Origin of the sequence: Sphingomonas sp. Root710, from assembly GCF_001429065.1 — a bacterium.
GTDB lineage: Bacteria > Pseudomonadota > Alphaproteobacteria > Sphingomonadales > Sphingomonadaceae > Rhizorhabdus.
This window is the reverse complement of sequence record NZ_LMIB01000001.1, coordinates 961,989-983,471: the sequence shown is the minus strand read 5'-3', so window position 1 is coordinate 983,471 and position 21,483 is coordinate 961,989. Positions and strand designations below refer to the sequence as shown.

The following is a 21,483-nucleotide window of genomic DNA, read 5'->3' as shown; positions in this document are numbered from 1 at the left end:
GCTCATCTATCCCAGGGTGCGACGGGCGAGAAGATCGCCCGGAAATGATCGACGAAGGCCCGCGCATTGGGGGCGTTCTCCGCCCCACGCGGCTGCACCGCATAGATGGCGACGTCGGTCGCGCCGCAGATGTCCGGCAATATCCGGACGAGTGCGCCATCGCGCAGCGCCGGGCCCACATCCCAGGTCGATCGCAACGCGATGCCGAGGCCCGCGATCGTCAGTTCGCGCGCCACCTCGCTCGAATTGGTGCGGACCGCGCTCGCGCCCTCGATGGCGATGGGGCCGCCGGGCCCTTCCAGCCGCCACGGGAGCTGGTGAACCGCTGCCAGCAGCCGATGATCCCCCAGCGCCTCGATCGTCTCGGGCGCGCCATGTTCGGCGAGATAGGCGGGGGCAGCACAGAGGATGCGGTGGTTTTCGGCGAGCCGGTGGCCGATCAGCGATCCGGTCGGCTCCGCTGCGATGCGGATCGCCACGTCGATCCTTTCGCCGAGCAGGTCGACGAAGCCATCGTCGAGATCGAGCGACAGCTCGATCCGCGGGAAGCGATCGAGGAAATCCTTGAGATAGGGCGCGATGTGCATGCGCCCGAAGGATGTTGGCGCGGCCACCCGCAATGGACCTCCAGGCTGGCCGATCCGCCCCGCGACCCGCGCCTCGGCCAGGCGCGTTGCTTCCAATATATGCCGGACATCCTCGTAAAAGCCCTGGCCGACGTCGGTCAGCACCAGCCGTCGCGTGGTGCGATGGACCAATGTCGAGCCCAGCCGCGCTTCCAGCCGGGCGAGCCGCTTCGACACCATGGCGGGCGAAATCCGCAGCCGACGGCCAGCCGCCGACAGGCTGCCGGATTCGACGATCGCCACGAACAGCGCATAATCCTCGTTCATCGCGGACAGCTAGCCCGATCCCCGGTTGCAAAGCCACCGCTAATCCCGGATGCTGCGGACCAGGGTGGAGTATGATCGGGCCATGGGGGGGACGTTCCAGCGATTGCTGTTCCATCTGGTCTGCATGCTTGCTCTGGCCTGGCCCGCGTTCCTGAACGGCCAGCCCTTCTACTTTCCGGACACCACCGCCTATATCCGCGCGGCCGACAGCGCCGCCTATATTTTTTCCGACCATCGGATCAGCACCGAATGGACCGAGCGCTATCGCCACTCGCTCGATCCGGGCGGCAAGGCCGCCGATGCGGGCCGGCATGTCAGCCCGAACGTCAACGATCTGGGCACCGAGAGCGTGATGGCGGGGCGGTCTCCTTATTTCGGCGCGCTGCTGTGGCTGAGCTATGTGCTGAGCCGGTTCTGGCTGTTCGTGCTCGCGCAGGCAATGGTGGCCTATGCGTTGATCCGCATAACGCTGCGGTTGTTCGGGCTGGCCAGACCGGCGATCGTGGCGGCCAGCGTGGCGGGGCTTGCGCTGTTCACGTCGCTGCCCTTCTTCGTGTCGCTGTTGATGCCCGATCTGCTGGCGGCGTTCGCGATACTGGCCTTCCTGCTGCTGGCGATTGATCGCCAGCGATTGCGGAAAGGCGAGCGCCGGGCGCTGTACGGGCTGATGCTTGTCTCCGCGCTTGCGCACATCACCCATATCTTCATCATCGCGGCGTTGGCGCTCTCGCTGTTCGCTTGGGCGTCGTTCCGGGGTTTGCGCCGCAGCCGGCTCGCGCCGCTGGTCGGCTTCAGTTCGCTGGTCGCGCTGGCCGGAATCGCCTCGGTGATGGTAACCGGCGCGGTGGTCGAACGGACCTTCGGGCGCGCGCCGCTGCTCGTGCCTCTGCTCACCGCGCGCTTCCTGGGCGACGGAACCGGGCTCGACTATCTCCGCCGCCATTGTCCCGAAGCCGGTTTCGCCGCCTGTGCCTATCGGGACCGCAAGCAAGTGATCGTCGGCGAATTCCTTTGGTCGCTGGAGCCGGGAAAGGGCGCCTATATGATCGCCGACACCTCGACACGGCGGGCCCTGTCGGTCGAGGACAGCCGCTTCGCGCTGGCCGTGCTCGCCGCCTATCCGGTCGAGCAGGGCGGGCGTATCCTGCGCAATGGCTGGCGGCAGATGCTTAGGTTCGACATCGATCTGTGGAACTATAAATGCGCGGGCAAGCCCCAATGCTGGTCGTCGCTGCCCCCCGCCGAGCGCGCGGCCTTGCTCGCCAGTCCCGGTGGACGCGATCTTTGGCCCCAAGAGGCGATTGCGGTGATCCACTATACGGTGGTTGCGGGCGCGTTGGTACTGCTGCTGGCCTGGGCCGCCACCGACGCCCGGACAGGCCATGAGGGGGTGGAAGATATCGCCCTTTGGTTGGCGTTGCTGCTCATCGCGATGGCGGTAAACGCCTTGCTGGGTGGCGGTGTTTCGGATCCGCAGCCGCGCTATCAGGCGAGGGTCACATGGTTGTTGCCGTTGCTGGCGCTAATCGCCGCGCTGGTCTGGCGACGCCATCGTAACGAAGATGCGGCGGCCGGATGACAAGCCGAGGGAGCAAAGCTATCACCAGCGCCATGCAAGCCGATATCGCCGTCATTCTACCCTGCTATAACGAGGAGGCGGCGATCGGCGCGACCATCGCGGGCTTCCGCGCGGCGCTGCCCGAGGCGCGGATCTACGTCTTCGACAACAACAGCAAGGACCGCACCGTCGAGGTCGCGCGCGCCGCGGGTGCGATCGTCCGGACCGAGCGGATGCAGGGCAAGGGTAACGTCGTCCGCCGGATGTTCTCCGACGTCGAGGCCGACATCTATGTAATGGCTGACGGCGACGCGACCTATGACGCAGCGGCCGCGCCCGCGCTGATCCGGATGATGCTCGACGAGCGGCTCGACATGGTCGTCGGCGCGCGCAAGTCCGAGGTGGAGGAAGCCTATCGCCGCGGCCATCGCTTCGGAAACAAGATGCTGACCGGCATATTGGCGCGCCTCTTTGGAAGAACTTTTTCTGACATATTATCAGGTTATCGGGTTTTCTCTCGACGTTTTGTAAAGAGTTTCCCCGTGCTATCGGCAGGGTTCGAAATCGAAACCGAGATCAGCATCCATGCACTCGAACTCCAGATGCCGGTCGGCGAGGTGATCACCCAATATGGGGCGCGGCCCGAAGGATCGATGTCCAAGCTGTCGACCTATCGCGACGGATGGCGAATCCTCTGGACGATCATGACGCTGTTTCGCATCGAAAAGCCGGTGCTGTTCTTCGGCGCGATCGGCGGCCTGCTCGGCCTGCTGGCGATCGTCCTCGCGATCCCGCTGGGCATTACCTACATCGAGACCGGTCTGGTGCCGCGTCTGCCCACCGCCTTGCTGGCAACGGGGCTGGTCATCCTCGCGGTCCTCAACTGGTTCTGCGGGCTGATCCTTGCGACGGTGGTGCGCGGACGGCGCGAGGTCCGGCGGCTCGCCTATCTGGGCTTCGCCGCACCGGGGGGCGAAGACCGCGCGAGCGGCAGCACCACCGGCTGACCCTCGATCGCGCCCGTCCAGGCGCGGATATCATAGCAGTTGCGGAGATTTTCGGCGGTGAGCACTGCCGACGGCACGCCGTCAGCAATGAGCCGCCCTCCGTGGATCAACAGCAACCGATCGCAGAAGCGCGCCGCCATGGCGAGGTCGTGCAGCACCGCGATGACCAGCGTTCCGGCGGCGGCTTCGGCCCTGAGCAGTTCCATGATTTGCAACTGATGACCGGGGTCGAGGGCGGCAAGGGGTTCGTCGACGATGAGGGCCGGAGCCTCGACAGCAAGCGCGCGCGCGATCAGCGTGCGGGCTCGTTCGCCTCCTGAAAGTTCGGTGGCGATACGACCACGCAAGTCATTGATTTCCGAGCGATCCATGGCCCGGTCTATCGCCACGCGATCCTCGATGCCAAGAGCCGAGAAAGGCGCGAGGTGAGGCAGGCGCCCGAGCGCCACAAGCCGCTCGACAGTCAGCGGCCAGTGGACCGTCTGGCCCTGCGGCAGATAGGCGATCCGCCGCGCGAGCGCCGCGCGTGAAAACCGTTCGACCGGAGCGCCATCGATCAGCACCCGGCCCGCCGTCGGTCCGATCAACCCTGTGATCGCACGCGCCAGCGTCGATTTCCCTGCGCCGTTGGGCCCGATCACGCCGACGAGCGCGGCGGGTTCGATCCGTGCGTCGATCGCGTGCAGCACCTGGCGGTCGCCCAGCGTCGCGTCGAGCCTTTCGATCGACAGGCTCACCATAGCCGCCGCTCGCGGACGAGATGGTGGAGGAAGATCGGCACGCCGAGCAGCGCGGTCAGCACGCCGAGACGGAGTTCGCTATCGGTGGGGATCAGCCGCACCGCTATATCGGCCGCGCTGAGCAACGCCGCGCCGCCCAGCGCAGAAGGCAGCAGCAGCGCCGAGGGCGAGCGATCGGTCAGCGGCCGGAGCAGATGCGGCACAATCAGCCCGACGAAGCCGATTGCTCCTGAAATCGCCACCGCGCCTCCGACGCCGATCGCGGTGCCGGCCAATATTCGCCAGCGCAGGCGGCCCAGATCGACACCCAGCGTCTGCGCGGCATCCTCGCCCAGAGTGAGCGCGTCGAGCGCGCGGGCATCCCACAGCAGCAGCGCGCCGCCGATCAGGATGCAGGGCAAGGCCAGCCAGACATGGCTGAAGCTGCGATCCTCGAGCGATCCCATCAGCCAGCTCATGATCTCCATCGCCGCGAAAGGATTGGGCGAGAGGTTGAGGGCGAGGCTGATGCCCGCCCCCGCCAGCGTGCCGACCGCAATGCCCGCGAGGATCAGTGACAGCGGGCTTTCGGCGCGGCCCGCGAGCAGCATCAGCGGCGCGAGGCCGAGCAGCGCGCCGGCGACCGCGAGCAGCGGCAGGCCGAGCGGCCAGGCCTGGGCGATGCCGAAATAGAGCGCGATCACCGCGCCCAGCGCTGCGGCGTTCGAAGTACCGAGCACCGACGGTTCGGCGAGCGGATTGCGCAAATAACCCTGAAGCACCGCGCCGCCGAGGCCGAGCATTGCCCCGACCAGCAGGCCGAGCAACGCGCGGGGCAGGCGCAGTTCGATCATCACGGCGCGCAACACCGGGTCGCCGCCCCCCGCCAATATGTCGGCGATCTCTCGCGATCCGAAGACGGTCGGCCCGGTCAGCAATGACGCGACGCCGAGCAGCAGCGCAGCCAGGGTGAGACCGGCGATCAGCAAAAAGCGGTGGGAGAGGGAACGGGAGGTCATTGCGCTCGCTTGACCCTAGCCGGGCGATCTTCGAATGAGAAGGCGATGCGCTTCCGAAATCATCGCTGGCTGGGCATGGCCCTCGCGCTACTGGCGGCCATGCCTGCGACGGCCGCGCCGAAGCGCATCGTTTCGCTCAGCCTGTGCGCCGACCAATATCTGCTCGCGCTAGCCGATCCGGGGCAGATCGTTGCGCTCAACCGCTTTTCGCACGATCCGGCGATGTCATGGGGCGTGGCAAAGGCGCGCGCCTTTCCCGGCATCAGGGGCAGTGCAGAGGAGATGCTGACACTGAAGCCCGATCTGGTGCTGACCTCGGGCTTCGGCACGCCCGCCGCACTGGCGGTGCTCAGGAGCCGCAACGTTCCGGTCGTCGACCTCCCGTGGGACGATCGCTTCGAGAGCATCGAGCGGACCACCCGGCAGGTTGCCGCGCTGGTCGGCCATCGCGAACGGGGCGAGGCGCTGATCGCGGCGATGCGGCGGCGGGTCGATGCGATCGGGATACCACCGGGTCGCGGACGGATCGCCGCCTATTATCAGCGGCGCGGCTATCTGACCGGGCAGGGGACGTTGATCGACGAGATGATGCGCCGGGTGGGTCTGGTCAATCTTGCCACCAAACTCAATCGGCCGATGCTGTCCTATCTGTCAATCGAGGCGATGGCAGTGGCGCGGCCCGATTTTCTGATTACCGACCATGGCGGCAAGATACGCGACAAGGGCACCGAGATGCTCGAGCATCCGCTGCTGTCGCGGGTCGTGCCGGCGTCGCGGCGGATCAATATCCCCGAGGCGCTGACGACCTGCGGCGGGCCGTCCTATCCCGATGCGATCGAGGCGCTGGCAGCGGGGATTCGGCGCGCGGATCGCCGCTAACGCGTCTCGCCGTCCTCGCCGCGATATTTGAGTTCGAGATAGCGGCCCTGCGTGGCCAGCTTGTTGAGGTCGCCCGAGGCCAGCTGCTCGCTCATCCGCAACAGCTCCTCGTCGACGACGCGCAGGCCTTCGACCAGTTGCTTGTCGGGCGACGAGCCGCCGTTGCGCGCTTCGCGGCGCATCGCTTCGGGGACGCGCTTGTAGTTCTCGACGAGCTCGGGAAGCTCTTCCGCCATCAGCTTGCGGAACTCGTAGGCCGCTGGCTCGCGCGGATCGAGCTGAGCGAATTGCGGGCCGATCGCTTCGAGCTTGATGCCGATCTCGTCGGCCAGCCGCTGCGCGGGTGCGGGCAGGGCGGGGCGCTGCCCTTCCAGCCAGCGCTCGGTCTGCGACGGCAATAGCGGCAGGTCGCTCTTCGCCATCTGTTCCGGCGTCGGCTCGGGCGCCTGCGGCCAGCCGAGGATGCCGAAAAACACGATTGGCATCGCCACCAGCATCAGGAAGAAACCGCCGACGCCGAGCGGGGTGACGAAGCTGCCGATCAGCCCGCCCGCCAGCATCACGCCGAGCACCGCGAAGAAGGCGTATTTCAGCCGCCGGAAGAAGCCGACGACACGCCTGCGGTGCGCCTTGATCTGACGCGGGCTGGTGCGCGCGCGGACGCGCTCGAGGATCTCCTCGGCCCGGTCCATCGTCGCGCGGCTGTTGGACATCAGTCGAGTGCCTTGAACGGCTCGGCCTGGCCCTGCGCCGCGCCCTCGGCCCGGGCGATATAGCCCTTCGACTTCTCAACCTCAGTGGTCAGCGTGCCGACGGTCTGCTTCATCGACGACAGCGCCTCGATCTTGAACCGGTCGATGGCGTCCATCGTGTCGTAGATATTCTGGAAGGCGCGCTGCAGGGTTTCGACCGGGATCGTTGAGGAAGCGGCCTGCTTGTGGATCTCGCCGGTCTGGGTCTTCAGCATCTCGCCGGTCGAATCGATCATGTTTGCGGTTGTGGTGTTCAGCGCGGTGATCTGGTCGAGGACGAGCTTCTGGTTGGTCAGCGCCTGCGCGACGGTGACGGCTGTGCGCAGTGCGGCGACGGTGGTGGTCGAGGCGCGGTCGACGCCCTTCACCAGCTCGACATTGTTCTTCTTGACGAGATCAAGCGCCAGATAGCCCTGCACCGTTACAGCCATCTGGGTGAGCAGGTCCTGGGTCCGCTGGCGGACATAAAAGAGTGCGGTTTCGCGGATCTTGCCCGCCTTTTCAGGATCGCTGCTGTCGAGATCAAGCGCCTTAGCTTCGAGCCGTTCGTCAAGCGTCTTCGACAGGTGGATCATCTGCTCCAGACGCCCCATCGCCGCCCAGAGATTCTGCCGCTCGACGTCGATCGCGGCATTGTCCTTGATCAGCTCGTCCTTGCCAGAGGCCAGGCTGCGCAGGATCGAGGAGATGTGGCTTTGCGCCGACTTATAGCTATCGAAATAATCACGCATCTTGTTGCCGAAGGGGATGATCCCAAACAGCTTCTTGCGCGTGAACAGGTCGCCCTTGCTGCCGGGATCGAGATCCTCGATCGTCCGGCGCAACTGGGCGAGGTCTGCCCCGACGCCCGTATCCGCGTCGATTGCGCGCACCGGACGATCTAGGAAGCGGTTGGACTGGCCCGCCGCCTCGGCGATCTCTCGGCGGCCCATATTGCTGATCGAGTCGACGCGCTTGCCGAATTCAGGGCTATTGACGTCCTGCGCGACAAGATCGTCGATGAAGCTGTCGACTTTCTCGTCGAGCTGGCTGCGCTGCTCATCCTTCAGTGGAACGAGGCCGGCGGCCCGTTCGGGAGCTAGCACCTTCACCGGGGCTGGCGCTTCGAGCACAAGGCCAGGTTCTTCGGTGGTCGTCGTCGTGCTGGCCATCGCCGGCATCTCCCTCATGCTTTGCTGGCGCTGAAGATGGCGGCATGAGGTGCATTATTCAAGCGATACGGTGAACGCGCCCTCGCTGCGGAAAATGCACTCGGAATATCTTGAATGCATAAATTGCAACTGCCGTTGTTGCATCAGCATTTGTCGAATCGTCCGCTGCGCCGCAATAGGGACGGGCCTTTCAGGCATCCTCTCCTAATGACTTAAGGGCTGGTTCTCGCGAACCGGCCCCTTTTTTTGTCCGCTCGCGGCCGGGCTGCACCGCGGCGGAACCTCCTCAATCGCCGATCCGCCGAATTGTTCCGGTTCCTGCCCTTGTTGCATTGCGCCAATTCCGCTATGCGCGCGCCACATTCCTCAAATCAGGATTACCAAGACCATGAGCCTCCGCAACGTGGCCATCATTGCGCACGTCGATCACGGCAAGACCACGCTCGTCGACCAGCTCTTCCGCCAGTCGGGCACCTTCCGCGACAATCAGCGCGTCGAGGAGCGCGCGATGGATTCGAACGACCTCGAAAAGGAGCGCGGCATCACCATCCTGGCGAAGCCGACCTCGATCGAGTGGGAAGGCACGCGGATCAACATCGTCGACACCCCCGGCCACGCCGATTTCGGCGGCGAGGTGGAACGCATCCTCTCAATGGTCGACGGCGTGATCCTGCTGGTCGACAGCTCCGAAGGCGCGATGCCGCAGACCAAGTTCGTGACCGGCAAGGCGCTGGCGCTGGGCCTGCGCCCGATCGTGGTCGTCAACAAGATCGACCGTCCGGACGAGCGCACCCAGGAAGTGCTCGACGAGGTTTTCGATCTGTTCGTCAGCCTCGAAGCCAGCGACGAGCAGCTCGATTTTCCGGTCCTTTTCGCGTCGGGCCGAAACGGCTATGCCAGTGAGGATCCCCAGGCGCGTTCCGGCACGCTGACCCCGTTGTTCCAGAAGATCGTCGACCATGTGCCGCCGCCGTCGGTACCGGTCGATGCTCCCTTCACCTTTCTGGTGACGCTGCTCGATCGCGACAACTTCCTCGGCCGCATCCTCACCGGCCGCGTGACATCGGGCACCGTCAAGGTCAACCAGCCGATCCACGCGCTGGATATGGATGGCAAAGTCATCGAGACCGGCCGCGCGTCGAAGATCATGTCGTTCCGCGGCCTCGATCGCGTTCCTGTCGACGAGGCGAACGCAGGCGACATCATCTCGCTGGCGGGCCTGACCGTCGCGACCGTCGCCAACACGATCGCCGACATCTCGGTGAGCGAGCCGATCCAGGCGCAGCCGATCGATCCGCCGACGCTGTCAATGACCTTTGCAGTGAACGACAGCCCGATGGCGGGCCGCGAGGGCACCAAGGTGACCAGCCGCATGATCCGCGACCGCCTGTTCCGGGAAGCCGAGTCCAACGTTGCGATCAAGGTGACCGAGAGCGCCGGCAAGGACAGCTTCGACGTCGCCGGCCGCGGCGAGCTACAGCTCGGGGTTCTGATCGAAACGATGCGCCGCGAGGGCTTCGAGCTCGGTATCAGCCGTCCGCGCGTCCTGTTCCGCGAGAATGAAGAGGGCGGCAGGGAAGAGCCGTACGAGACCGTCGTGATCGACGTCGACGACGAATATTCCGGCACTGTCGTCGAGAAGATGAACCTTCGTAAGGCCGAGATGACCGATATGCGTCCTTCGGGCGGCGGCAAGACTCGCATCACCTTCTCCGCTCCGTCGCGCGGCCTGATCGGCTATCATGGCGAGTTCCTGTCGGACACCCGCGGCACCGGCATCATGAACCGGCTGTTCGAGAAATACGGCCCGTACAAGGGCAATATCGAAGGCCGTAAAAATGGCGTGCTGATCTCGAACGGCGCGGGCGAAGCGAACAGCTATGCGCTCGGCCCGCTCGAAGAGCGCGGCATCCTGTTCGTCGGCCATGGCGAGGCCCTCTACGAGGGCATGATCGTTGGCGAGAACGCCAAGACCGACGATCTCGAAGTCAACCCGATGAAGGCGAAGCAGCTCACCAACTTCCGCGCTTCGGGCGGCAAGGATGATGCGATCCGCCTGACTCCGCCTAAGAAGATGACGCTGGAACAGGCGATCGCCTATATCGACGATGATGAGCTCGTCGAAGTGACGCCCAAGTCGATCCGGCTGCGCAAGCGCCACCTCGACCCGCATGAGCGCAAGCGTGCCAGCCGGGCCAAGGCAGCGGCATAAGCCAGAGAAAAGGGCACCGGAGTGATCCGGCGCCCTTTTCATATTGGGCTCAGTCGAACAGTTCCTCCAGGAACGACTTCTTCCGCTTATATTTGTAGCGGGGGTCGTAGCCGTAAGCCTGCTGCTGTGGCGGGGGGGCGTAGCCATGTCCGCGCGGCTCGGGCTGGGGCGGCGGTGGCGGGGCGCTTTCGGCGGTCGTGCGTTCGATGATCTTGTCCAACTCGCCGCGATCGAGCCATACGCCACGGCATTGCGGGCAATAGTCGATCTCGACATTCTGGCGTTCGCTCATCGTCAGCGGCACGGCGCAGACAGGGCACATCATGTTCGGATGGGTCATATGCAATCTCCCTCAATCGCCCGGCGCGAGAGGAAGATGGACCCCGCGGCACCGAGCATTGCTCGATGCGGTCCGACATCACGACCGATTTCGATCGCCAGAGGGGCCCGGCCCGCGCGTCTAAGATAGGGCGCGCGGGAAGGGAGGCAAGGGCTGCTTAGCGCGGCAGGTCGGTCGCGCCCATCAGGTGAAGATCGACGGCGCGGGCGCACTGGCGGCCTTCACGGATCGCCCAGACGATCAGGCTCTGGCCGCGACGCATGTCGCCGCAGGCGAAGATGCCGTCTTCGCTTGTCGCGTAGCTGTTGGTGTCGGCCCTCACATTGCCGCGCGCGTCGAGCTCGACCCCGGCCTGTTCGATCATGCCGGGCGTGTTCGGGCCGACGAAGCCCATCGCCAGCAGGACGAGATCGGCCTGGAGCGTGAATTCGCTGCCCGGGATCTCCTGCATCTTGCCGTCGATCCACTCGACCCGGACGCATTCGAGCGCGGTGAGCTGGCCGTTGCTGCCGATCGCCCGCTTGGTGACGACCGACCAGTCGCGCTCGCAGCCCTCTTCATGGCTCGACGAGGTGCGCAGCTTGAGCGGCCAGTGCGGCCAGGACAGCGCCTTGGCTTCCTTTTCCGGCGGCCGGGGCATGATCTCCAGCTGTGTGACCGACGCCGCGCCCTGGCGGTTCGAGGTGCCGACGCAGTCCGATCCGGTGTCGCCGCCGCCGATCACGACGACATGCTTGCCGGTGGCGGTCAGCGAGCCGCGCGGGGCGGCGCGCAGCTCGTCGTCGCCGGCGTTGCGCTTGTTCTGTTGAGTCAGGAACTCCATGGCGAAGCGGACGCCCTGCAGTTCGAAGCCCGGGATTTCGAGCGGGCGGGCCTTTTCCGCGCCGCCCGACAACACCACCGCGTCGAAATTCTCGCGCAGCGAGTCGAGCGAGACCTGCACGCCGACCTCGGTGCTGGTGCGATAGCTGACCCCTTCGGCTTCCATCTGGACCAACCGGCGGTTGATCAGATGCTTCTCCATCTTGAAGTCGGGAATGCCGTAGCGAAGCAGACCGCCCATCCGATCGTTCTTTTCGAACAGGGTGACGCTGTGGCCCGCGCGGGCCAGTTGCTGCGCGCAGGCGAGGCCAGCGGGGCCCGAGCCGACGACCGCGACCGACTTGCCGGTCTTGCGGGCGGCAAGCTGCGGCACGATCCAGCCTTCTTCCCATCCTTTGTCGACGATCGCGCATTCGATCGACTTGATCGTGACCGGGCTGTCCTGGATGTTCAGCGTGCAGGATGCCTCGCACGGGGCAGGGCAGACGCGACCGGTGAACTCCGGAAAATTGTTCGTAGAATGAAGAACTTCAAGCGCGTTCTTCCAATCCGATTCATAGACCAGATGGTTCCAGTCCGGAATGATGTTATTCACCGGACAGCCATTGTGGCAGAAGGGAATGCCGCAGTTCATGCAGCGGGCCGCTTGATCGCGAAGCTGCTGGGCGTCCATCGGGACGACGAATTCGTTCCAGTTCTTCAGCCGGTCCTGCGGCTTGAGATAGCCGCGATCCTTGCGCTCGACTTCGAGAAATCCGGTTGCCTTGCCCATTATCTTACTCCGGTCATTCCGCGGCGACATTGGCGGCAGCGAGGCGCTCGGCCTCCAGCTGGCGCAGCGCGCGGGCATAGTCTCTCGGCATCACCTTGACGAAGCGACTGAGCGTGGTCTGCCAATCGTCTAGGAGTGCGCCCGCCTGGGCGCTGCCGGTGTGCAGGTGGTGACGCTCCAGCAGGATGCGCAGCCGTTCGGCGTCGTGGCGGAGCATGTCGCCCATGCCATAGTCGTGAACGCTGGCGGCGCGCTGCTGCGGGCGGCCCGTACCTTCGTCAGCGTCGGTGTCGCTGCTGACCGGCAGGACATCGACCATCGCCTGATTGCAACGGTCACGGAAGCGGCCATCGGCGTCATAGACATAGGCGATGCCGCCCGACATGCCCGCCGCGAAGTTGCGGCCGGTCTGGCCGAGCACCGCGACGACGCCGCCGGTCATATATTCGCAGCCATGATCGCCGGTGCCCTCGACGACCGCGATCGCGCCCGAGTTGCGGACCGCAAAACGCTCGCCCGCCACGCCCTGGAAATAGGCCTCGCCGGCGATCGCGCCGTAAAGGACGGTGTTGCCGACGATGATGTTCTCGAGCGGGTTGCGCTCGACGTGCGCCGGTTGCCGCACGATGACGCGGCCTCCGGACAGTCCCTTGCCGACATAGTCGTTGGCGTCGCCGGTCAGTTCAAGCGTCACGCCATGCGCCAGAAACGCGCCGAAGCTCTGCCCGGCCACGCCCTTCAGGCGGATGGCGATGCTGTTCTCGGGCAGGCCGGCATGGCCGCAGCGGCGGGCGACCTCACCCGACAGCATCGCGCCGACGGTGCGGTTGACGTTGAACACCGGCCGTTCGATCACCACAGGCTCGCCCTTGTCGAGCGCGGGTGCGGCGGCAGCGATCAGATCATTGTCGAGCGCGGCGTCGAGGCCGTGATCCTGGAAGCTCGAATGGTGGAGTGTATTGCCCATCGCCGGCTTGGCCTGATGGAGCAAGCGGCCGAGATCGACGCCGTGCGCCTTCCAGTGATCGAGCGCCTTTCGCATGTCGAGCCGGTCGACCCGGCCGACCATCTCCTTCAGCGTACGGAAGCCCATCTCCGCCATGATCTGGCGCAGTTCCTCGGCGACGAAGAAGAAATAGTTGATGACATGCTCGGGCTGGCCGGTGAACCGCGCGCGCAGCACCGGATCCTGGGTGGCGACGCCGACCGGGCAGGTGTTGAGATGGCATTTGCGCATCATGATGCAGCCCGCGGCGATCAGCGGCGCGGTGGCAAAGCCGAACTCGTCCGCGCCGAGCAGCGCGCCGATCGCGACGTCGCGGCCGGTGCGCAGTCCGCCGTCGACCTGGACGACGATGCGGCTGCGCAGCCCGTTGAGCAGCAGCGTCTGCTGGGTCTCGGCGAGGCCGATCTCCCATGGGCTGCCGGCATGGGTGAGCGACGTCAGCGGCGATGCGCCGGTGCCGCCTTCATAGCCCGAGATGGTGACGTGATCGGCACGCGCCTTGGATACGCCCGCGGCGACCGTGCCGACGCCGACTTCGGACACCAGCTTCACCGAGATGCGGGCACCGGTGTTGACGTTCTTCAGGTCGTGGATGAGCTGCGCTAGATCCTCGATCGAATAAATGTCGTGGTGCGGCGGCGGCGAGATCAGGCCGACCCCCGGGGTCGAATGACGTACCTTGGCGATATTCTTGTCGACCTTGTCGCCGGGCAACTGCCCGCCTTCGCCGGGCTTCGCGCCCTGCGCCATCTTGATCTGGATGTCGTCGGCGTTGACCAGATATTCGGCGGTGACGCCGAACCGGCCCGAGGCGACCTGCTTGATCGCCGAACGCATCGAATCGCCATTGGGCAGCGGCGTGAAGCGGTCGGCTTCCTCGCCGCCTTCGCCGGTGTTCGATCGGCCGCCGATGCGGTTCATCGCCATGGCGAGGGTAGTGTGCGCCTCGCGCGAGATCGAGCCGAAGCTCATCGCGCCGGTGGCAAAGCGCTTGACGATCTCCGACGCCGGTTCGACCTCGCTGATGTCGATCGGCTGATCGGCGGGCTTGAGGGCCATCAGGCCGCGGATCGTCAGCAGCCGTTCGCTCTGCTCGTTGATCGAACGGGCGAACTCGCCATAGCGGTCCTTGCTGTTGCCGCGCACCGCATGCTGGAGCGATGCGACGCTCTCGGGCGTCCAGGCATGTTCCTCGCCGCGAATGCGATAGCCGTAGACCCCGCCGACATCGAGCATGTTACGGTAGATCGGGTTGTCGCCATAGGCGGCGGCATGGCGGCGGACCGTCTCCTCGGCCACTTCGTCGAGGCCGATGCCTTCGATCGTGGTCGCAGTGCCGGTGAAATATTTGTCGATGAACGGCGAGGCGAGGCCGATCGCGTCGAAGATCTGCGCGCCGCAATAGCTCTGATAGGTCGAGATGCCCATCTTGGACATGACCTTCAGGATGCCCTTGCCGACCGCTTTGATATAGTTCTTGCGAACCTCATGCTTGGTCAGGGTCAGCCCCTGGCGGACGCGGATTTCCTCGAGCGTGTCGAAGGCGAGATAGGGGTTCACCGCTTCCGCGCCATAGCCGGCGAGGACGCAGAAATGATGGACCTCGCGAGCTTCGCCGGTCTCGACGACCAGGCCGGTCTGCATGCGCAGCCCCTGCTTGACGAGATGATGGTGGACCGCGGCGGTCGCCAGCAGCGACGGCATCGCGATCCGGTCCGGACCCTGGGCGCGGTCCGACAGGATCAGGATGTTCTTGTCGGCGAGCACCGCCTCGGTCGCCGCCCAGCACATCTCCTTGATCGCCATGGCGAGCCCGGCCGCGCCGGTCTCGGCGTCCCAGGTCATGTCGATCGTCTCGGTCCGGAACGCGCCGTCGAGCTGGGCTTCGGCGGAGCGGATGCGCGCGACGTCGCCATTGGTCAGGATCGGCTGTTCGACCTCGAGCCGCTTGTGGGTACCGGCCTGGCGGCCGAGCAGGTTCGGGCGGGGACCGATCATCGACACCAGCGACATCACCAGCTCCTCACGGATTGGATCGATCGGCGGGTTGGTGACCTGGGCGAAGTTCTGCTTGAAATAATCGTAGAGCAGGCGCGGCTTGCCCGAGAGGACGGCGATCGGCGTGTCTGTGCCCATCGAACCGATCGGATCCTCGCCGACGCGGGCCATCGGCTCGAGGAACTTGCCGATATCCTCCTGTGTGTAACCGAAGGCCTGCTGGCGATCGAGCAGCGCGTGCGGATCGTTGCTGAGGCTCGTGATCTCGGTCTCTGCGGTGCGCAGCGCGTCGAGGTCCTTCAGCTTATACTGGGTCGAGGCGAGCCACTTGGCGTAGGGCGCGGCCTCGGCAAGGCTGGCCTTTATCTCCTCATCCTCGATGATCCGCCCCTGCTCCATGTCGATCAGGAGCATCTTGCCGGGCTGGAGACGCCACTTGCGGACGATATTCTCCTCGGCGACGGGCAGCACGCCCGATTCCGACGCCATGATCACATGATCGTCGTCGGTGACGAGGAAACGGGCCGGGCGCAGGCCGTTGCGGTCGAGGGTCGCGCCGATCTGGCGGCCGTCTGTGAAGGCGACGGCGGCGGGGCCGTCCCACGGCTCCATCAGCGCGGCATGATATTCGTAGAAGGCCTTGCGCGCCGGATCCATCAGCGGATTGCCGGCCCAGGCCTCGGGGATCAGCATCATCACCGCATGGGCGAGCGAATAGCCGCCCGCGACGAGCAGTTCGAGCGCATTGTCGAGACAGGCGGTGTCCGACTGGCCATGCGGGATGATCGGCCAGATCTTGTCGAGGTCGGGGCCGAGCAGGTCCGATTCCATCGTGCGGCGGCGCGCGTTCATCCAGTTGACGTTGCCGCGCACGGTGTTGATCTCGCCGTTATGGGCGATGAAGCGATAGGGGTGGGCCAGCTTCCAGCTTGGGAAGGTATTGGTCGAGAAGCGCTGGTGGACCAGCGCGATCGCCGAGGTGGTCAGCGGATCGGACAGGTCTTTGTAGAAGCTGCCGACCTGACCTGCGAGCAGCAGGCCCTTGTACACGACGGTGCGCGACGAAAAGGACGGCATGTAGAGATCGTTTAGCCCGGGCAGATCGTGCTTCACGGCCAGCGCGGCGAGCGGGTTCTGGGTCTGCTTACGGATGACGAGCAGCTTGCGCTCGAACGCGTCCTGGTCGGGCGTGTCCTCGCCACGGCCGATGATCGCCTGGCGGATCACCGGCATCTCGTCGAGCACGGCCTGGCCCAGGCCGGTGGTGTCGACCGGCACGTCGCGCCAGCCGATCATGACCTGGCCTTCCTTGACGACGAACTTCTCGAAGCTGCTGATCGCGAAAGCGCGTGCCGCCTCATCGGCCGGCAGGAAACACATCGCCACCGCATAGTCGCCTGGCTGGGGCAGGGCGAGGCCGGCGCCATCGGCCCAGGCGCGCAGCAGCCCATCGGGAATCTGAATCAATATGCCCGCGCCGTCGCCCAGCAGCGGGTCGGCGCCGACCGCGCCGCGATGATCGATCTTGAGCAGGATTTCCAGGCCGCGCTGAACGACCAAATTGGATTTCGCGCCGCGGATATTCGCGATGAAGCCGACACCGCAGGCGTCATGCTCGTTGCGGCTGTCGTACAATCCTTGGTTCTGCGGATAGGTCATCCCGCGCACATGCTCCCCTCGGCCCGCCCTATAGGGCCTTTGGCGGGCTGCTATACATATGTGGCGGGACGAGTGAAGCCTTAAGCGCGATATGTTTTCTTTCGGGGCGCAGAGTTTAGAATGATATGTCCTGCCGACGTAATAAAATTATTCCGCTAATCGGCCATAAAGCGAAAGATATTCGCTTTCACTCGATCGTCGACAGGTCGAGCAGGGTGAAATCTTTCGCGATGGCCGCGCTCTTGGCCCGAGTTTCGGCGGGTGCGGGAATCAATCCGCGCCGCGATAGATAAGCGCCGGGTTCCCATCCGCGCGCATATTCGGCGATGAATTCCTTCAAGCCGGGAATGGCGTTGAGATGCGCCTGCTTGACATAGACGTACATCCGCCGCGCGCCGGGATAGGAGAAGTCGGCGATGGTGGCGGAAGTCGGTTCGACCCCGCCGAGCGACACGCCGCGCAGCTTGGCGGCGTTTTCCTCGAGGAAGCTGTAGCCGAAGATACCGATCGCATCGGGATTGGCGATCAGCTTCTGAACGATCAGGTTATCATTCTCCCCGGATTCGACGAAGGCGCCATCCTCCCGGACCTTGGTGCAGACCTCCTTATGGCGGGCCTCGTCGCTCTTCTTGAGCGCCGCCATCTCGGCATTGGCGTTGCAGCCCTTGTCCATGATCAGTTCGTTGAAGCTGTCGCGCGTGCCGCTGGTCGGCGGGGGGCCATAGACCCGGATTGCGATGGCGGGCAGTGATGGATCGATGTCTTTCCACGTCTTCGCGGTGTTCGGCTTGCCATAGGGGGTGGCGGCCAGCGCCTCGTAGACCTGCTGCTGGGTGAGTTTGAGCGCCGGCCCGGCCTTGCTCTCGGCGAGTGCGAGGCCGTCGATGCCGATCTCGAGTTCGATGATCTTGTCGACGCCGTTCTTCCGGCAGGTCTCGGCCTCGCTCGCCTTGATCCGGCGCGAGGCGCTTTCGATGTCGGGGTGCTGCGCGCCTACCCCGGCGCAGAACAGCTTCATGCCCGCGCCGGTCCCGGTGGATTCGATTACCGGCGCCTTGAAGGCGGGGAATTTGCGCACGAATTGTTCGGCCACCGCGGTGGTGAAGGGATAGACGGTCGAGGAGCCGACAGCCCGAATCTGCGTGCGCGCCGCTTGGCTCGACCCGCCCGATCCTCCGCCGCTGTTGCACCCGGCCAGTATGACGCCGGCCACGCCCAGGATGATCGCCGCGCGCTTCATATATCCACTCCCAAATCCGATGACGCCGAACGCATTAGCCGTCGAACCTAGAAGCTTGTGTGACGCGCCGCAATCGACGCGGGCTATCGCGGCGAAGCGGTATGTCGATGCGGTGGAAGCGCTGGTGACCCCTACGGGACTCGAACCCGTGTTTTCGCCGTGAGAGGGCGACGTCCTAGACCGCTAGACGAAGGGGCCGTGCTAGGCGGAGCGGCGTCCTTATGGGGCGGGCCCGGCCAAGTCAAGGCGCCACCATGCCAGCGGGCGGACGGTGTACCGGGAAACTACGCAATGGCCTATTCGACCGCCGCCGCTAAGTTCGGTCCATGCAGGCAGATATGGCTTGGCGGGATGAGGCGGACCTCCTCATAGCCCTTCATGGCACGGGTGCGATCGGCGCTCTCGTCGGCCGGATTTCCGACGCCGTGCGCCGGTGCGATGATCAAGCCGTCCGTAATCTCGACACGATATTGCAGCTGGTGGAGGCGCGACTCGAAGGGCCATGGCGTTTGCCGCCCCCGAACGCGGCCATCGCCGATTCCCGATCGTTGAAGGCGATGTCCGAACCGGGCTGAGCCTTTCGAGACTTTGCTCCTAGAGATAGCCTTGGTCGCGCAGGCTGCAATGGCCGCTGCGCCCGATCACGACATGGTCGTGAAGGATGATGTCGAACAGACGGGCCGCCTCGGCGACCGCGCGGGTCGCGTCCAGATCGCTGCGGCTCGGAGCGGGGTCTCCCGATGGATGGTTGTGCGCCATGATCAGCCCGGTCGCGCCGAGATCGAGCGCCCGGCGGACGACTTCGCGCGGGAAGATGTCCGCGCGGGTGACCGTTCCGCGCGTGACGATCTCTTCGGACAGAAGGCGATTCTTGGCGTCGAGGTAGAGCATGACGACCTGTTCGGCGGTTTCATGCGCCATCGACACGAACAGATAGTCGAGCGTCGCACGCAGGTCGGGCAGGATCGGGCTATCGAGCATCTCGGCCCGCAGCGTTTCGCGCATCAACGGGCGGACCGCGATCAGCAGATCGGCAACACCCGGGTCGTCGGTGAGATGGATGGCCAGCGCCGCCGGGCTCGACCGCAACAGCGCAGGCAGCGATCCGAAGGCGTCGAGCAGATCGGCCGCAATCGACCTGGCGCGGCACCCCGACAAGGGCGCGAGGAGTTCGCCCAGCACCTCACGGTCGCGGCGGGCATCGGTCGCCAGGCGGCGGTCGCCATCCGCGACGCCCGACGGCGCGATGGGCGCCGCGGGCCAGCGCTGGTCGCGAACGCAGAAATTGCCGGGCATCAGCGCGCGTAGCGGGCGGGCGGAATGGACGTTCTGGAGCCCCGCCCATCTCCGGCCGACAAAGCTGGCAAAGCGCTGCAGCGGCCCTGAAGGCCTCAGCCCTTCAGGGCGATGAGCAGCGTCGACAGGGCGGTCAGGCCGGACAGCAAGATACCGGTCGCGATGGCGAGCCCGATGATCAATCCGATCATCCATCCTGCACGCTGCAGGATCGAGAGGGAGTTGCTCGGCCGATCCCGTGTGGGGAAGGGCAGCGGAAGTCCACGCATGTCACTTGGCGTGCTGTAGCCCGAGATATCCTCCCGGAGCGCCACACCCGCACCTGTCGTTCCAGCATCATCGTCGCCACCCCCAATGGTTGGAGGTGACCGGAATCTGCCGGATTCGGCTAGGTCCGGCGATTGGGGGCCCAATTCCCGGCCCAGCTTTCCGGCGTCCGATGCGGCCAGAAGGCGGGCGGCCTCGATCCGGCTGCCGACGCCCAGGATGCGCATGGCTTCCTTGATGCGCTTGTCGACCGTATGCGCCGAAATGCCGAGCGCCTGCGCGATCTGCTTCGACGACTGGTGCGCGAGAACGAGGCGCAGATAGGCGCGCTGGCTATCGGTAAGCTTGGCGATCTGGTCGTCGGACATGGCAAGAGGAGTCTAGCCGCTCTGCGCCGGTCAGGCCATGGCTATTGCCGAAGATGCACGATCAGGCGGCGGCCCGATCGCGCTCCTTCATTTCCTGGTTCAGCATCTCGGCAAGCAGGAAGGCAAGCTCGATGCTCTGGCCCGCGTTCAGGCGGGGATCGCAATGGGTGTGATAGCGATCGGCGAGATTCTCGTCGGTGACCGCCATCGCGCCGCCGGTGCATTCGGTAACGTTTTGGCCGGTCATCTCGGCGTGGATGCCGCCGCCATGGGTTCCCTCGGCGCGATGCACGGCAAAGAAGCCGCGAACCTCGGCCAGGATCCGGTCGAACGGGCGTGTCTTGTAGCCGTTCGCCGCCTTGACGACATTGCCGTGCATCGGATCGCACGACCACACCACCGGGCGCCCCTCGCGCTTCACGGCGCGAACGAGGGTCGGCAGATGCTTCTCGATCTTGTCGTGGCCATAGCGGGTGATCAGCGTGATCCGGCCGGGCTGGCGCGCGGGATCGAGCGTGTCGAGCAAGCGCAGCAGTACGTCGGGCTCGAGGCTAGGGCCGCATTTCAGGCCGATCGGATTGCCGACGCCGCGCAGGAACTCGACATGCGCCGAGCCCTCGAAACGGGTGCGGTCGCCGATCCACAGCATATGTGCCGAAGTGTCGTACCACTGGCCGGTCAGGCTGTCCTCGCGGGTCATCGCCTGCTCATAGGGCAGCAGCAGCGCCTCATGGCTGGTGTAGAATTGCGTGCCCTTGAGCTGAGGCACGGTCTCCGGATTGATCCCGCAGGCAGCCATGAAGTCGAGCGCATCGCCGATCCGGCTCGCGATCTCACCATATTGCGCGGCCCAGGGGCTGCGGTTCATGAAGTCGAGTGTCCAGGCATGGACCTGGTGCAGATTGGCATAGCCGCCCTGCGCGAAGGCGCGGAGCAGGTTGAGCGTCGCCGCCGACTGGCTGTAGGCCTTGATCATCCGCTGCGGATCGGGCGCGCGGCCCGCCGGCTCGAAGGCGATGTCGTTGATGATGTCGCCGCGATAGCTGGGCAGCGAGACGCCGCCCTGTTCCTCGGTGTCCGACGAGCGCGGTTTGGCGAACTGCCCCGCCATGCGGCCGACCTTCACGATCGGCAGCTTGGAAGCATAGGTCATCACCACCGCCATCTGCAGCAGCACGCGGAAGGTGTCGCGGATGTTGTTCGGGTGGAATTCGGCGAAGCTCTCGGCGCAATCGCCGCCTTGGAGCAAGAAAGCCTTGCCTGCGGCAACCTCGGCCAGAGTCGACTGCAATTCACGGGCTTCACCGGCAAAGACCAGCGGCGGATAGCTCGACAGTTCCTTTTCGGCCGCGGCCAAAGCCGCAGCGTCCGGATATTCCGGCATCTGCACCGCTGTATGTTGGCGCCAGCTAAGGGGCGTCCAGTTCGTCGCCATGTCCAGTCCCACTTCCTTTCAGGGCGCTCCCCATGCGCGCGGGTGCTCCGAAAGGCAAGGGGAGGGTGGCTATCGATGCCGCAAGCTGCG

At 65.3% G+C, this 21,483-nt stretch carries 17 protein-coding genes and 1 tRNA gene; 5 read left to right on the top strand and 13 right to left on the bottom strand.

Annotation, left to right across the window (positions count from 1 at the left end):
* Positions 1-2: 2 nt before the first annotated feature.
* Positions 3-893 carry a LysR family transcriptional regulator gene (locus ASE00_RS04545; protein ID WP_056377970.1) on the bottom strand — a complete coding sequence of 297 codons (891 nt, stop codon included), beginning with the start codon at positions 891-893 and terminating at the stop codon, positions 3-5.
* An 82-nt stretch (positions 894-975) separates the two neighbouring features.
* Here ASE00_RS04545 and ASE00_RS04540 point away from each other — a divergent pair, with 82 nt between their 5' ends.
* Together ASE00_RS04540 and ASE00_RS04535 are read left to right on the top strand one after the other, a co-directional pair.
* Positions 976-2,472 (top strand): hypothetical protein, encoded by a 1,497-nt coding sequence (locus ASE00_RS04540; RefSeq protein WP_056377969.1) that lies wholly within the window; start codon positions 976-978, stop codon positions 2,470-2,472.
* A gap of 32 nt (positions 2,473-2,504) precedes the next feature.
* Entirely contained in the window at positions 2,505-3,458 is a 954-nt protein-coding gene (locus tag ASE00_RS04535; protein WP_056377968.1) for a glycosyltransferase family 2 protein, read from the top strand.
* Here the strand turns inward: ASE00_RS04535 and ASE00_RS04530 are convergent.
* Together ASE00_RS04530 and ASE00_RS04525 are read right to left on the bottom strand one after the other, a co-directional pair.
* Positions 3,398-4,198 carry an ABC transporter ATP-binding protein gene (locus ASE00_RS04530; RefSeq protein WP_056377967.1) on the bottom strand — a complete coding sequence of 267 codons (801 nt, stop codon included), beginning with the start codon at positions 4,196-4,198 and terminating at the stop codon, positions 3,398-3,400. The genes ASE00_RS04535 and ASE00_RS04530 overlap by 61 nt on opposite strands.
* Positions 4,192-5,196, bottom strand: a complete 1,005-nt coding sequence (locus tag ASE00_RS04525) for a FecCD family ABC transporter permease (RefSeq protein WP_056377966.1) — start codon at positions 5,194-5,196, stop codon at positions 4,192-4,194. The genes ASE00_RS04530 and ASE00_RS04525 overlap by 7 nt, the downstream gene beginning before the upstream one ends.
* Before the next feature lie 45 nt (positions 5,197-5,241).
* Here ASE00_RS04525 and ASE00_RS04520 point away from each other — a divergent pair, with 45 nt between their 5' ends.
* On the top strand, positions 5,242-6,075 hold the full coding sequence (locus ASE00_RS04520) for an ABC transporter substrate-binding protein (RefSeq protein WP_056377965.1): 834 nt from the start codon (positions 5,242-5,244) through the stop codon (positions 6,073-6,075).
* On the opposite strand, the gene ASE00_RS04515 is transcribed toward ASE00_RS04520, so the two are convergent.
* Both ASE00_RS04515 and ASE00_RS04510 read right to left on the bottom strand, forming a co-directional pair.
* Positions 6,072-6,788: a hypothetical protein gene (locus tag ASE00_RS04515; protein WP_056377964.1), complete on the bottom strand. Its 717-nt coding sequence runs from the start codon at positions 6,786-6,788 to the stop codon at positions 6,072-6,074. The genes ASE00_RS04520 and ASE00_RS04515 overlap by 4 nt on opposite strands.
* Positions 6,788-7,978 (bottom strand): toxic anion resistance protein, encoded by a 1,191-nt coding sequence (locus ASE00_RS04510; protein WP_056379309.1) that lies wholly within the window; start codon positions 7,976-7,978, stop codon positions 6,788-6,790. The genes ASE00_RS04515 and ASE00_RS04510 overlap by 1 nt, the downstream gene beginning before the upstream one ends.
* A gap of 388 nt (positions 7,979-8,366) precedes the next feature.
* Between ASE00_RS04510 and typA the strand changes: the two genes are divergently transcribed.
* The gene (typA, locus tag ASE00_RS04505; RefSeq protein ID WP_056377963.1) at positions 8,367-10,190 is read left to right on the top strand and encodes a translational GTPase TypA; all 1,824 of its coding nucleotides are present in this window, start codon (positions 8,367-8,369) and stop codon (positions 10,188-10,190) included.
* Between the two features lie 49 nt (positions 10,191-10,239).
* Here the strand turns inward: typA and ASE00_RS04500 are convergent, their stop codons facing one another.
* The 5 genes from ASE00_RS04500 to ASE00_RS04480 all read right to left on the bottom strand — a co-directional run bounded on the left by ASE00_RS04500 (position 10,240) and on the right by ASE00_RS04480 (position 18,225).
* Positions 10,240-10,530, bottom strand: a complete 291-nt coding sequence (locus ASE00_RS04500; protein ID WP_056377962.1) for a zf-TFIIB domain-containing protein — start codon at positions 10,528-10,530, stop codon at positions 10,240-10,242.
* A 157-nt stretch (positions 10,531-10,687) separates the two neighbouring features.
* Positions 10,688-12,124, bottom strand: coding sequence for a glutamate synthase subunit beta (locus tag ASE00_RS04495; protein WP_056377961.1), 1,437 nt, complete (start codon positions 12,122-12,124; stop codon positions 10,688-10,690).
* A 13-nt stretch (positions 12,125-12,137) separates the two neighbouring features.
* A complete protein-coding gene (gene gltB / locus ASE00_RS04490; RefSeq protein ID WP_056377960.1) occupies positions 12,138-16,787 on the bottom strand; it encodes a glutamate synthase large subunit in 4,650 nt (1,549 codons plus the stop codon).
* Between the two features lie 187 nt (positions 16,788-16,974).
* Positions 16,975-18,027 carry a substrate-binding domain-containing protein gene (locus tag ASE00_RS04485; protein WP_056377959.1) on the bottom strand — a complete coding sequence of 351 codons (1,053 nt, stop codon included), beginning with the start codon at positions 18,025-18,027 and terminating at the stop codon, positions 16,975-16,977.
* Positions 18,028-18,149: 122 nt separating this feature from the next.
* A tRNA-Glu gene (locus ASE00_RS04480) sits at positions 18,150-18,225 on the bottom strand.
* A gap of 140 nt (positions 18,226-18,365) precedes the next feature.
* On the opposite strand from ASE00_RS04480, the gene ASE00_RS04475 reads away from it, so the two are divergent.
* Positions 18,366-18,602, top strand: coding sequence for a hypothetical protein (locus tag ASE00_RS04475; protein WP_200957872.1), 237 nt, complete (start codon positions 18,366-18,368; stop codon positions 18,600-18,602).
* 19 nt (positions 18,603-18,621) lie between these two features.
* Here ASE00_RS04475 and ASE00_RS04470 read toward each other — a convergent pair whose 3' ends face one another.
* From ASE00_RS04470 to ASE00_RS04460, 3 genes are all read right to left on the bottom strand, one after another.
* On the bottom strand, positions 18,622-19,323 hold the full coding sequence (locus ASE00_RS04470) for a JAB domain-containing protein (protein ID WP_056377958.1): 702 nt from the start codon (positions 19,321-19,323) through the stop codon (positions 18,622-18,624).
* 95 nt (positions 19,324-19,418) lie between these two features.
* The gene (locus ASE00_RS04465; protein WP_056377957.1) at positions 19,419-19,958 is read right to left on the bottom strand and encodes a helix-turn-helix domain-containing protein; all 540 of its coding nucleotides are present in this window, start codon (positions 19,956-19,958) and stop codon (positions 19,419-19,421) included.
* Between the two features lie 61 nt (positions 19,959-20,019).
* Entirely contained in the window at positions 20,020-21,393 is a 1,374-nt protein-coding gene (locus ASE00_RS04460) for a class II 3-deoxy-7-phosphoheptulonate synthase (protein ID WP_056377956.1), read from the bottom strand.
* Positions 21,394-21,483: the final 90 nt, after the last annotated feature.